The following is a 12,525-nucleotide window of genomic DNA, read 5'->3' on the forward strand; positions in this document are numbered from 1 at the left end:
GCTATGTTTTATACATTTTCTACCACCGGGGTGGTTAACCTGCTGAAGGAGCACTACGGTCTTACCGTTACCGCCAGAGAACTGGAAGGCTATGATGAAGCCAATTTTTATGTGACAGATGAACAGGGTAACGCCTGGATATGCAAGATAGCCGGCGAGTCCCAGCATCCCGCTTTCCTCGATGCGCAGGTGCGTATACTGGAACATCTGGCCAATGGTGATACCAAAGGCCGCTTTCAACAGGTGGTGCGCAATGTGAAAGATGAACCGGTTACCCGTATTGCCACGCCGGAAGAACTGTACTATATCCGTTTATACACCTGGCTGGAAGGACAGCCGGTTGTAACGGTGAAGGGCACACGCGATCTGTACGGGTCCTGGGGAAGCCTCCTTGGGAAAATGGACAAAACACTGGAGAACTTCTCACATCCGGCCATGCACCGCGATATCCGCTGGGACCTGGCGCACGCGCTCGATGCCCGCGATCTGCTGCATTGCATCAAAGACCCGGAAAAGAAACGGCTGGCCGCCTATTTCCTGTTGCAGTTTGAAACAGAAGTGCAGCCGGTGAAACATCGTCTGCGCAAGGCTTATATCCACAATGACGCCAACGACTACAATATCCTCGTACAAAATGACCTGGTCAGCGGCCTGATTGATTTCGGCGATATGGTATATACACAGCTGATCAACAATGTGGCCATCGCCTGCACCTATGCCATGCTGGAAGCGACAGACCCGCTGGAAGCCGCCGTGGCCGTGGTGAAAGGGTACCATGAAGCATATCCGCTTACGCCGGAAGAAACAGACCTGTTGTATTACCTGATCGCTGTACGTTTATGCATCAGCGTGACTACCTCCGCAGAAAAAGCAGCAACAGGCAGCGACAATGAATTTCATTTCATCACGGAAAATGGCGCGTGGAGACTGCTCTTCCATCTGATCACGGTCAATCCGTTGGCGATGCAACAGGCTTTCCGTACTGCCTGCGGCTTTGCGTCGGTGATCAACGACACCGCCGACTACGCGCCATTGCTGGCGGAGCGTAAGGCGCACATCGGCCGTAACCTGAGCATCAGCTATAAAGAGCCGCTGAAGATCATCCGTGGCGCATTACAATATCTCTACGATGATAAAGGCCGTACCTATATCGACTGTGTGAACAACCCCTGCCACGTAGGGCACTGCCACCCGGTAGTGGTGAAAGCCCTGCAGCAGCAGGCGGCGCGGCTCAATACCAATACCCGCTACCTGCACGATAACCTGGTGGATTACGCCAATCAGCTGATCGCTACGCTGCCGCCATCCCTCGAGGTTTGTTACTTTACCAATTCCGGGTCCGAAGCCAATGACCTGGCTATCCGTATGAGCCGTCATTATACGAAGCAGAAAGATGTGATCGTGCTGGACCATGCCTACCACGGCACTTCCACGGTAGCCATGGAACTGAGCCCGTATAAGTTTGACGGCAAAGGTGGATTCGGTAAACCGGAACATACGCATAAAGCGCTCAATCCTGATATGTACCGCGGGCCTTACCGTGCGGACGATCCGCAGGCAGGAGAAAAATATGCAGCAGATGTTTCCGATATCATTGCCGGCCTGAAAGAGCAGGGCAGGGGCGTAGCCGCTTATATCTGCGAAACGCTGCTGGGCGTAGGCGGACAAATACCGCTGCCGCCAGGTTACCTGAAAGCGGTATATGCCGCGGTGAAAGCAGCCGGCGGCGTATGTATCGCCGATGAAGTACAGGTAGGATTCGGCCGCGTGGGCGACGCCTTCTGGGGCTTTGAATTACAAGAGGTGACGCCGGATATCGTAGTACTGGGCAAACCCATTGGCAACGGCCATCCGCTGGCTGCGGTAGTGACTACCCGCGCTATTGCGGATGCTTTCAACAACGGCATGGAATACTTTAACACCTTCGGAGGCAACCCCGTGTCCATGGCCACAGGGCTTGCTGTGCTGAACGTGATTAAAGAAGAAGGCCTGCAGGAGCACGCAAGAGTTACCGGCAACTATTTTATGGAAGGGCTGCGTAAGCTGAAAGATAAACATGCCATCATCGGCGACGTGCGCGGACATGGGTTCTTCATCGGGGCGGAGCTGGTGCGTGACCGGAACACGCTGGAACCGGCTGTTCCCGAGATAGACGTGATCGTGGAAGCAATGAAGCAACGCGGTTTCCTGCTAAGCACCGACGGACCGCTGCACAACGTACTGAAGATTAAACCTCCCATGACGTTCAACAAGGCGAATACAGACGCTTTGCTGGCTCATCTGGACGAGGTATTGTCTTCCCTCTGATTCCTTATATTTGTTGCATGCAACAACAGGACCTGGCCAAAAAAGCCGCCGGCGAAAAAGCCACCGAATACATCAAACCGAATATGACCATCGGGCTGGGAACGGGCAGCACCGCTTATTATGCCATTATGCGTATAGGCGAGATGGTGAGAGGAGGGATGCCGCTCAAAGCGGTAGCTACCTCTGAGCAGTCCGAACAGCTGGCCCGGAAGCAGGGTATTACCATCATCCCTTTCAGTGAAGTGGAGAAGATAGACCTGGACATCGACGGCGCCGATGAGGTGGACGAGCACCTGCGGCTCATCAAAGGCGGCGGCGCAGCATTGTTGCGCGAGAAGATCGTGGCAGCTGCTTCAGCAGAAATGATCGTGGTAACAGATGAGTCCAAAGTGGTAAAATGCCTGGGCCGCTTTCCACTGCCAGTGGAGATCATCCCGTTTGCCTGGGAACTTACCTTCAGAAGATTGCTGGCGCTGGATGCCGCACCGGTATTGCGGACCAGCAACGGCCGCACCGTCGTGACCGACAACGGCAATTATATACTCGATTGTCATTACGAGAAAATCAAAGACCCGGTGGCATTACACCAGCAATTGAATGATATTCCCGGCGTAGTGGAAAACGGCCTGTTCCTCCACTATGCCAGCCGCGTTATTATCGGTTATGCCGATGGTTCCGTGAAATCCTTGTCCAGGTAGGAAGTGTCTTTGGTATCACGTGCCATGATATACACCAGCAGGGAGATAAAGATACAAACGGTCACGTACCAGTAAAACCATGGTTCGTGGCCGATTTTTTTGAAATACAGGGCAATAGATTCTGCCGTTCCGCCAAAAAGCGCTACCGTAATAGCATAGGGGAAGCCCACGCCCAGCGCCCGTATCTCCGCCGGAAACATCTCCGCTTTTACCACCGCATTAATAGAGGTATATCCGCTCACCACCACCAGCGCTCCCAGGATCAGCCAGAAAGCGGCCCATTCGGAGGTAGTATGACTGATAGCCGTGAGAATAGGCACCGTAAGGACGGTGCCCAGCACGCCAAACCCTATCAGCAGCGGCTTGCGGCCAAAGATGTCTGACAGCCAGCCGAACAGAGGCTGTAAAAAAGCATATATGAGCATCACAAAAAATGTAATGGTAGTGGCCCTTTCAATGGTCAGGTGGACCGTATTGACAAGGAACTTCTGCATGTAGGTGGTATAGGTGTAAAAAGCCAGGGTGCCGCCCATGGTGAGTCCCACCACGGTGAAGGCCGCCCGGGGATATTGCCGGAAGAGGGTTTTTACCGAGCCTTTGTTTTTGGAAGACTTATGTTGCTCAAAGGAACCGGACTCCTGCATATGGGTGCGCAGGTATAGCGCTACAAAAGCCAGCAGGGCACCGATCACGAAGGGAATGCGCCATCCCCAGTTATGCAGCTGTTCTGGTGTGAGAAACACGCGTTGCAGCAGCATCTGCACGCCCAGGGCTGTCAGCTGGCCACCTATCAGCGTAACGTACTGGAAGCTGGAGAAAAAGCCACGACGCCCGGCAGTGGCCATCTCGCTCAGATAAGTGGCGGAAGTGCCGTATTCCCCGCCCACACTCAGTCCCTGTAACAGCCGGGCTATCAGCAGCAGGGCCGGCGCTGCCGCCCCGATACTGTCGTACGACGGGGTGCAGGCTATCAGCACAGAACCCAGCGACATCAGAAGCACAGACAGCGTCATGGCGGTTTTCCGTCCTTTCTGGTCTGCAATGCGGCCAAACATCCAGCCGCCAATGGGACGCATCAGGAAACCTACCGCGAAAATGGCGGCGGTATTGAGCAGCTGCGCCGTATAGCTGCCTTTCGGGAAGAATACAGGCGCAAAATAGAGCGAAAAAGTAGTGTAAATGTACCAGTCGTACCATTCCACGAGATTACCGGCAGAGCCGGTTAAGATAGCCTTAATACGCCATGCGTCCGTGTTTTTCATATAGGTATCAAAAATATATAAATAAAATTGCTTTCTGTGTTATACAAAAAAGTTTGGATGGTAAAGCCTAAACAGTTATCTTCGTCCCGCTTCTTAAGAATATTGTATTTCATTTTGTTGGTGATCTCCGGGTACATTCAGCTTTTTTCTTACATTTTTTCTTCTAGTTGCCCCCAGGTAGCCGCCTGTTAAAAAAATGGCGAGAACACGTTCACAATTAAATATTAATAAAAAATGCAAACAGGTGTAGTTAAATTTTTTAATGAAGCTAAAGGTTTTGGATTCATTAAAATCGAAGGAACAGGACAAGAAATTTTTGTTCACGTTTCTGGTATCAAAGAAAGCATCGGCGAAAATGACCGCGTAGTATTCGACGTGGAAGAAGGCAGAAAAGGCCCGAATGCTGTTAACGTAAGATTGGCATAACTTATTGAATAATAGTTTTGTTGAGGACTGCCCCGGCGATGAGCCGGGGCAGTTTTTTTTTGCCCAGGGCTGAATCCCTGGGTTAAATTGAGGTCCAGGTTTCTTTAATGCACAAGTGCGCTATCGACTTGATAATCCTCTCATATCCTGAAGCCCGTTTTGTAGTGGAGCTTATCTCCATTCATGAATTATTACGCTCTGATCACTACTCCTTTTTATAGCCCGATGAACATCATGCCTCCTGGCCGTTCATACTTAAAGACTAATCAGCCCATTTACAGCTTACACCACATTATGGACCCTGGCGCTAAACGTAGCCCAGGGCTTCAGCCCTGGGATTGCTTAAAATAAATTATATTTGCGGTTTCAATTTAAATATCATGCCCCAACCTGATAGTACAAATATCATCTTCCACCTGGCGGCAGATTTCATTAACCAGACAAACCGCCATGTGTTCCTGACCGGTAAAGCCGGAACGGGGAAGACTACGTTCCTGAAATATATCAAAGAACATACGAAGAAAAATACGGTGGTGGTAGCACCTACCGGCGTGGCAGCCATCAATGCCGGCGGGGTGACGATGCATTCCTTTTTTCAGTTGCCCTTCGGACCTTTTGTGCCGGGCAGCAAGCGCGGTTTTGGCATGGATGGAATCAGCAGCACGGATAAACACAGCCTGTTCCGTAACATCCGTTTTACTAACGATAAAAAGGTGCTGTTACAGGAACTGGAACTGCTCATTATTGATGAGGTGAGTATGGTACGTTGTGATATGCTCGATGCCATCGACACCATCCTGCGGCATTTCCGGAATAAACCGCTGTTGCCTTTTGGTGGTGTACAGGTGCTATTCATCGGTGATCTGTACCAGTTGCCGCCGGTAGTGCCGGATTCTGAATGGCAGCTGCTTTCAGAGTATTACAACAGCTCTTTTTTCTTTGATGCTCGGGTGATCGAACAGGCGCCTCCGTTGTATATCGAATTAAAAAAGATATACCGGCAGAACGAACAGCTGTTCATCGATGTGCTCAACCGTATCCGTAACAGTGAAGTGGAGGAAGATGACCTGATGTTGCTCAATGACCGTTATGATCCTTATTTCAAGGGGGAAGACGGTGAATATATTGTGCTGTCTACCCATAACCGTAAGGCGGATGATATCAACGCCCGCCGGCTGGCCGAAATGCCGGGAAAGATCTTCCGCTTTGAAGGCAAGATAGAGGGGGATTTCAGTGATAAGGCCCTGCCTACGGAACTGGTGCTGCAACTGAAAATCGGCGCGCAGGTGATGTTCCTGAAAAACGATCTGGCGCAGCCCCGTCGTTATTACAACGGTAAACTGGCCACGGTGACAGATATCGATGACGAAGAGATCACCTTGCTGCTGGCCGGCTCGCATGAAGAGCTGAAACTCGGCAAGGAGACATGGCGCAATATCCGTTACCACTATAACCAGGAAGAAAATAGTATCGACGAAGAGGAGATCGGCAGTTTCACACAGTTTCCTATCAGGCTGGCGTGGGCCATCACTATCCATAAGAGCCAGGGGCTGACCTTTGAAAGGGCTATTATCGATGCGGGGTACGCTTTTGCTCCCGGACAGGTATATGTGGCGCTGAGCCGCTGTACCTCACTGGAAGGACTGGTGCTGCATTCCCGTATTAATTATGGCGCCATCAAAACGGACCGCCAGGTGATAGCGTTTGCAGAAAAAGAAGTGGAGGCCAACGAGCTGGTGGTGTTGCTGGAAATGGAACGGAAAAAGTTTCAGGCCACCTCGCTGCTGCAGTTATTCGACTGGTACCGGATGCAGGCCAATATCCGCAGCCATGCGGTATGGATACAGGACAAAAAAGTGCCGGACATCGATGCGGCGTTGCAGGTAAGCCGTCAGCTGACGGCCAAAACGGAACAACAACAGGAAGTGGCCAACCGCTTTGTGGTACAGCTCCATCAGCTGCTGGACACGACGGTGCAAACCGGTGAAACCGACCAGCTGGAAGAGCGTGTCACCAAGGCTGTCGGTTACTTCACCAAAAGCATATACGAAGATCTGATAGTGCCATTGCAGGAACATATTGCAGCGGTCAAAAAACAAAAATCAAAAAAATACCTGTTACAGCTCATGTCGCTGGAAGCGGATTGCTGGCAGAAGCTGCAGCAGGTATGGGAAGTGTCTTATGCCGACCTGGATTTTACCAAAGGGCTGAAAGACTATACGAAACTAAGAAATGCGGAAGCGGAAGGTGTGGCCGGTAAAAAAGGCGGCAAACCGGAAGCCAAAGGCAAAGTAGAAAAGGGTAGTAGCCGCAGGGGTACATTGGAATTGTATTTAGGCGGTAAGAATATCCCCGACATAGCCGTAGCGCGGCAACTGGCGGTAAGTACGGTAGAAAGCCATCTGGCCCAGTGCGTGGAAGCCGGAGAGCTGGACCTGTTCCGCTTCGTGTCTGAGCCGACGGTGAAACTGATCATGTCCCATATCCGCGAACTGGGCGCTACAGCAGCCGGTCCTATCAAAGAACGTGTAGGCCCTGCCGTGACCTTCGCAGAAATACGGGCAGTACAATGGTATCTTAAAAAACAGCAGGAAGACGAGATTATGAAAGATTAAACCGACAGACGATGAAACTAAGCGTATTAGACCAATCTCCGATCAGAAAAGGCAGCAATGCCATGGAAGCCTTGCAGGAAAGCGTTGAGCTGGCACGGCTGGCAGACAAACTGGGTTATACCCGTTATTGGTTATCAGAGCATCATAACACCAACAGCCTGGCAGGCGCCTCTCCGGAGATCCTGATAGCCCGGCTGGCCGCTGAAACGGAACGTATCCGAATCGGCTCCGGCGGGGTGATGCTGCCTAATCACAGTACCCTTAAAGTGGCAGAAAATTTCCGGTTGCTCGAAGCGCTGTATCCCGGCCGTATAGACCTGGGCATCGGCCGCGCGCCGGGTGGCGACCGTATCACGGCGCATATCCTCAATCCCTCCAATACCTTTGACCCTAAAGAGTTTGTGCAGCAGGTGGTAGACCTGCAGGCATGGCTTACCGATAAAGTCACCCCCGGCAGTATGCAGGAAAAAGTAAAGGCCATTCCGGTCATACCGTCCTCGCCTGACCTGTGGATGCTCACCTCCAGCGGCGAAAGCGGCCTGCTGGCGGCCCATTTCGGGATGGCGCTCTCTTTTGCCCATTTTATCTATCCGGTAGGCGGCCCGCAGGCGGTGGCCAATTACCGCAAACAGTTCCGACCTTCGGAACATCTCGCCGCCCCACAGGCCAGCGTAGGCATTTTTGTCTTCTGTACCGATACGGAAGAAAAAGCGGCTGAACTGGCAGCGGTGATGGACTATCGCCTGCTCAGCTTTGAAAAAGGGAGGTACGATGTGTTTCCTACCTACGAAGAAATCAAAGACATTGAATACACCGCAGAAGAACTGGCACGCATACGCGCCAACAGCGGCCGGCGTGTTTTCGGTACCCCGCCACAGGTAAAGGCCCGCCTGGAACAGCTGGCAGCCGACTATGAGGTGGACGAACTGGTGATCGCCACTATTACGCAGGACCATGCCGACAGGCTCCGGTCATACGAACTGCTGGCAGAGGTCTTCCAGTTAAATAGATAAATTATCGATATTTATCATTTAATTATTTTTATATTTGTAACGGCTATGCATATAGCCGTTTTTTTTATGACCGATCACATACAGTGAAAACCTGAAAATGCCAGCTTAAAACCATCATCCCTATGAAAAAACTCATTTTAGGCGCGGTTATTCTTACCGCCATGCTGACCGCCTGTTCCAAAAAAGACAAGAATAGCAACGATGACAACGCACCAAAACCGGAACAACCAGCGGTAACGCCCAAAGATTCCCTGACGATATACAAAGACCTGGAGTTTGATATCAGTGGCACCAGTACTACCGTGGGCATCGCTTTCTCCACAAAAGACGGCAAGATGTACTACCGGGGCAATCTGCCTAAAGACGGTAAAAACATAGACCTGGTGTTTGCCGGCGTAGACCCGGGAAGGCTGTTCTTTAGCAGTCCTACGGCCACGGCGTCTCACAGCCTTACATTTGATAACGCCACCCTTACAGAAATCATGAACGCTCCGTCCGTACAGGTTTTTGATCCGTTGAAATTCGATACCCTGTCGCACGGCTCTGCATTGAATAACCTGCCGGTAAAGGAGGACGACAATTTTTTCTCTACCACCTACGATGGCGTAGTGTTGTTCAAAAATGCCGCAGGCAAAATAGGGGTCATCAAAGTGTCCCGTTCCGAAGGACAACGGCTGAAAGTCACCATCAAAGTACAACCATAAAACGCATACGTTCCATCCATAACAGGCCGGGTTGCTAAAGCTGCCCGGCCTTATTATTTTGTATCAGTGAAAAATAAGCCAGTAACCGGTAAAAAAGAGGTAGGATTACTACGGTGGCTGCCGCTAAATTTGCACGTTAGGAATGACCATTAAAATCGCTACCACTGTGAAAGTAGGATTATTTATACCGTGTTATATCGACCAGTTCTACCCGCAGGTAGGCATTGCCACACTGCAGCTGTTACAGAAACTGGGATGTGAGGTGGAATACCCGCAGGGACAAACCTGTTGTGGCCAGCCGATGGCCAACTCCGGCTATGAGCATCTGACACATCAGTGCAACAGCCTCTTTGTCCGTAATTTTGCGGCTTACGATTATATTGTGGGCCCTTCCGGCAGCTGTGTGCTGCATATCAAAGAACACCTGCACGACCCCGCCCATGAACCGGCAGCCGCCGGCATACGGGAACGTATATATGAACTCACGGCCTTTCTCACCGATATATTAAAGGTAACGGCATTGCCTGCACGCTTTCCGTATAAAGTAGGGCTGCACCAGAGCTGCCACGGTCAGCGCGGCCTCGGGCTGGCGCAGATGAGCGAGCTGGTGGCGGCGCCTTTCTCCAAACCGGAGCAACTGCTTCGGATGGTGGCAGGCCTTGAGCTGGTAGACCTCGACCGCAAAGACGAGTGCTGCGGGTTTGGCGGCACCTTCTGTGTAACAGAAGAGGCCGTTTCCGTGAAAATGGGCAAAGACCGTGTAGCCGATCACGTTAAACACGGCGTGGAAATCATCACTGGTACGGATGTCAGTTGCCTGATGCACCTGGAAGGTATCCTCCGCCGCCAGCACCAGCAGGTGAAAGTGATGCATATTGCTGAAATCCTTAATCAACAGATCCATGAACAGGCCAACCACTGATCACGCCACGCTGGCGGACAAGTTCAACGAAAATGAGCCCAGGGTGAACTGGCACGATGAAACCCTCTGGTGGGTACGTGCCAAACGTGACCGCCAGGCATGGAGCATTCCTGAATGGGAACTACTGCGGGAAACCGCTTCACAGATAAAATTAAACGTGCTGGGTAACCTGCATGACTATCTGACACAGTTTGAGCAGCAGGCGCTACAGAATGGCGCCATTGTCCACTGGGCCGCTGACGCTGCGGAACATAACCGCATTGTGACGGAAATCCTGCAAAGGCATGGCGTAAAACGAATGGTGAAGAGCAAGTCCATGTTAACGGAAGAATGTCACCTGAACCCACACCTGGAAGCCCATGGCATCGACGTGATTGATACCGACCTCGGTGAACGGATCGTACAGCTGGCGAAAGAACCGCCCAGCCATATCGTGTTGCCCTGTATCCATAAAAAGAAAGAAGAGATAGGAGAGCTGTTCCATGAGCACCTGGGCACACCGGCCGGCAATGCTGACCCGCAGTTTCTGACGGCGGCGGCAAGGCTGCATCTGCGCAAAGAATTCCTGCAATCCAAAGCCGCCATCACCGGCGTTAATTTCGCGGTGGCGGAAACCGGTGAGATGGTGGTATGTACCAATGAAGGCAATGCAGATATGGGCGCTCACCTCGCCGATGTGCATATTGCCTGCATGGGCATTGAAAAAATCATCCCCGAGCGGAAACACCTGGGCGTGTTCCTGCGGCTGCTGGCACGCAGCGCTACCGGTCAACCTATCACCACCTATTCCAGCCACTTCAGAAAACCGGCCCCTGGTAAGGAATTGCATATCGTAATTGTGGACAACGGCCGTTCACGGCAACTGGGCAGGGAAGACTTCCGCAACTCCCTGAAATGTATCCGTTGTGGCGCCTGTATGAACACCTGCCCGGTGTACCGCCGCAGCGGCGGCCACAGTTATCATACCGCCGTGGCCGGGCCTATTGGCAGTATCCTGGCGCCCAACCTTGATATGAAGGATTATGCCGATCTGCCTTTCGCGTCTACGCTCTGCGGCTCATGCTCCAACGTATGCCCGGTGAAAATAGATATCCATCAGCAGTTATATAAATGGAGACAGGTGCTGGTGAAGGAAGGTCATACCAGCGCTGCAAAAACCGCCGGTATGAAAATGATGAATGCCGTACTTTCCAAACCCGGGAACTACAAAAAAGCAGGTAAGATGGGCCGTTGGGTGTTACGTGCTTTCCCGGGGATGGTCAACAACCGTTTTAACCCGTGGTATAAACAACGGGAGATGCCCGCGCCGCCTGCACAGTCATTCTCTGAATGGTATGCACAACAGTCATCAACAAAAAAATAAACAGCCGTAAATAATATATTGATATGAGTAGCAGGGAACAGATACTGGCCGCCGTGAAAAAAAATCAACCGGAAGCAACTGCGTTGCCATCATTACAGGGCCTGGCAGGAGAGATGCCTGCCACCCTGGAGGCCTATCGCAAAGTGCTGGAAAGCCTTGGTGGCAGCCTGTTTGAGATTGCTGATACGGCGCAGGTGCCTGCGTTGCTGACGCAACATTACCCGCATCTTGAAAGGGTAGTGTTTGCTGATGATAAACGGGGATGGGCACACGAAGACCCGCACCAGCTGGAAAACGTAGACATGGCCGTGGTGACCGGACAATGGGGCGTGGCTGAAAACGGCGCCATCTGGCTAACGGAAAATGATATAGCCGTAAGGGTTTTACCTTTTATCTGCCAGCATCTTGCTATCATATTACCACGGGAACGCATATTGGCAACCATGCATGATGCGTATGAAAAAATCGGTGCGCCTCAAACCGGTTTCGGTGTATTTATTGCAGGCCCATCCAAAACCGCTGACATAGAGCAATCCCTCGTATTAGGCGCCCATGGTGCAAAAAGCCTGGTCGTGTTTGTTTTAGGTTAAATTCATTTTAACTGTATATTTATTCAAAAAATCACTTACTTTTATAAATGAAAAGATGATCCGACCGCCAAAAATCATCTTTTTTTATAAAGTTGGTATGGTGTTTGTTTCCACTGGCCATCACAAACAACTTTAGTAGTTCTATTTAACCATATAGCGAATATTACTTTAACCATATAGCGAACGAACTTAGTTAACCGGAAAAATTGAAAGACCATGTATCAATTATTTTGTGTGCCAGCGCATGAAGGTATTAGAAACGAGAATGACTGTCTACTGCACAATCAATCATGTGTGAAGCTTTTACGCTTGTCCTGTCCCGATATCAACAAGTACTGTTGAAGTAGCATTTTAATATAGCCTGTAAAGTTAGTCGTCCGGATTACCTGTATGCGAACACAGGAGACGTACTTCCTTGCAGCCGGCGGGTTCATACTTGCCTTTATCTTCTTGTCAGTATCAGATCAATATTGGATTGGTGGAAGCTATCATTTACGCACAGTAAAAAAATTTTAATAGTTTACTTTTTCATAATAGTAAGATATCAAAATTTAGTGTTTACTTTGCATAACTTGAAAAACCGAAAAATGCGAACCAAACCTTACGCTATCTGACCGGAGAGTAA

The 12,525-nt window shown here is 50.8% G+C and carries 10 protein-coding genes; 9 read left to right on the forward strand and 1 reads right to left on the reverse strand.

Annotated features, from left to right (window positions below):
- Nucleotides 1–3: 3 nt before the first annotated feature.
- Nucleotides 4–2,307: an aminotransferase class III-fold pyridoxal phosphate-dependent enzyme gene (locus tag HGH92_RS22525; protein ID WP_168872994.1), complete on the forward strand. Its 2,304-nt coding sequence runs from the start codon at nucleotides 4–6 to the stop codon at nucleotides 2,305–2,307.
- A gap of 17 nt (nucleotides 2,308–2,324) precedes the next feature.
- Nucleotides 2,325–3,005 carry a ribose-5-phosphate isomerase RpiA gene (rpiA, locus tag HGH92_RS22530; protein WP_168872995.1) on the forward strand — a complete coding sequence of 227 codons (681 nt, stop codon included), beginning with the start codon at nucleotides 2,325–2,327 and terminating at the stop codon, nucleotides 3,003–3,005.
- On the opposite strand, the gene HGH92_RS22535 is transcribed toward rpiA, so the two are convergent.
- A complete protein-coding gene (locus tag HGH92_RS22535; protein WP_168872996.1) occupies nucleotides 2,969–4,267 on the reverse strand; it encodes an MFS transporter in 1,299 nt (432 codons plus the stop codon). The genes rpiA and HGH92_RS22535 overlap by 37 nt on opposite strands.
- Nucleotides 4,268–4,501: 234 nt before the next feature.
- On the opposite strand from HGH92_RS22535, the gene HGH92_RS22540 reads away from it, so the two are divergent.
- The 7 genes from HGH92_RS22540 (at nucleotide 4,502) to HGH92_RS22570 (ending at nucleotide 11,900) form a co-directional block, all read left to right on the forward strand.
- Nucleotides 4,502–4,693 (forward strand): cold-shock protein, encoded by a 192-nt coding sequence (locus HGH92_RS22540; RefSeq protein ID WP_078668260.1) that lies wholly within the window; start codon nucleotides 4,502–4,504, stop codon nucleotides 4,691–4,693.
- 380 nt (nucleotides 4,694–5,073) lie between these two features.
- On the forward strand, nucleotides 5,074–7,308 hold the full coding sequence (locus HGH92_RS34215) for a helix-turn-helix domain-containing protein (protein ID WP_168872997.1): 2,235 nt from the start codon (nucleotides 5,074–5,076) through the stop codon (nucleotides 7,306–7,308).
- 11 nt (nucleotides 7,309–7,319) lie between these two features.
- Nucleotides 7,320–8,321 carry an LLM class flavin-dependent oxidoreductase gene (locus HGH92_RS22550; protein WP_168872998.1) on the forward strand — a complete coding sequence of 334 codons (1,002 nt, stop codon included), beginning with the start codon at nucleotides 7,320–7,322 and terminating at the stop codon, nucleotides 8,319–8,321.
- A 122-nt stretch (nucleotides 8,322–8,443) separates the two neighbouring features.
- Nucleotides 8,444–9,025 carry a hypothetical protein gene (locus HGH92_RS22555; protein ID WP_168872999.1) on the forward strand — a complete coding sequence of 194 codons (582 nt, stop codon included), beginning with the start codon at nucleotides 8,444–8,446 and terminating at the stop codon, nucleotides 9,023–9,025.
- Nucleotides 9,026–9,167: 142 nt separating this feature from the next.
- Complete coding sequence (locus HGH92_RS22560; RefSeq protein WP_211092690.1) at nucleotides 9,168–9,947, forward strand: (Fe-S)-binding protein; 780 nt, start codon at nucleotides 9,168–9,170, stop codon at nucleotides 9,945–9,947.
- Entirely contained in the window at nucleotides 9,928–11,310 is a 1,383-nt protein-coding gene (locus tag HGH92_RS22565; RefSeq protein ID WP_168873000.1) for a lactate utilization protein B, read from the forward strand. Before HGH92_RS22560 ends, HGH92_RS22565 begins: the two co-directional genes overlap by 20 nt.
- A gap of 23 nt (nucleotides 11,311–11,333) precedes the next feature.
- Nucleotides 11,334–11,900, forward strand: coding sequence for a lactate utilization protein C (locus HGH92_RS22570; RefSeq protein WP_168873001.1), 567 nt, complete (start codon nucleotides 11,334–11,336; stop codon nucleotides 11,898–11,900).
- Nucleotides 11,901–12,525: the final 625 nt, after the last annotated feature.

Source organism: Chitinophaga varians (genome assembly GCF_012641275.1).
GTDB classification, from domain to species: domain Bacteria; phylum Bacteroidota; class Bacteroidia; order Chitinophagales; family Chitinophagaceae; genus Chitinophaga; species Chitinophaga varians_A.

Bases quoted from the DNA above. Each gene is read 5' to 3' on its own strand.
- HGH92_RS22525 (WP_168872994.1), top strand. From the start codon at position 4: ATGTTTTATACATTTTCTACCACCGGGGTGGTTAACCTGCTGAAGGAG.
- rpiA (WP_168872995.1), top strand. From the start codon at position 2,325: ATGCAACAACAGGACCTGGCCAAAAAAGCCGCCGGCGAAAAAGCCACC.
- HGH92_RS22535 (WP_168872996.1), bottom strand. From the start codon at position 4,267: ATGAAAAACACGGACGCATGGCGTATTAAGGCTATCTTAACCGGCTCT.
- HGH92_RS22540 (WP_078668260.1), top strand. From the start codon at position 4,502: ATGCAAACAGGTGTAGTTAAATTTTTTAATGAAGCTAAAGGTTTTGGA.
- HGH92_RS34215 (WP_168872997.1), top strand. From the start codon at position 5,074: ATGCCCCAACCTGATAGTACAAATATCATCTTCCACCTGGCGGCAGAT.
- HGH92_RS22550 (WP_168872998.1), top strand. From the start codon at position 7,320: ATGAAACTAAGCGTATTAGACCAATCTCCGATCAGAAAAGGCAGCAAT.
- HGH92_RS22555 (WP_168872999.1), top strand. From the start codon at position 8,444: ATGAAAAAACTCATTTTAGGCGCGGTTATTCTTACCGCCATGCTGACC.
- HGH92_RS22560 (WP_211092690.1), top strand. From the start codon at position 9,168: ATGACCATTAAAATCGCTACCACTGTGAAAGTAGGATTATTTATACCG.
- HGH92_RS22565 (WP_168873000.1), top strand. From the start codon at position 9,928: ATGAACAGGCCAACCACTGATCACGCCACGCTGGCGGACAAGTTCAAC.
- HGH92_RS22570 (WP_168873001.1), top strand. From the start codon at position 11,334: ATGAGTAGCAGGGAACAGATACTGGCCGCCGTGAAAAAAAATCAACCG.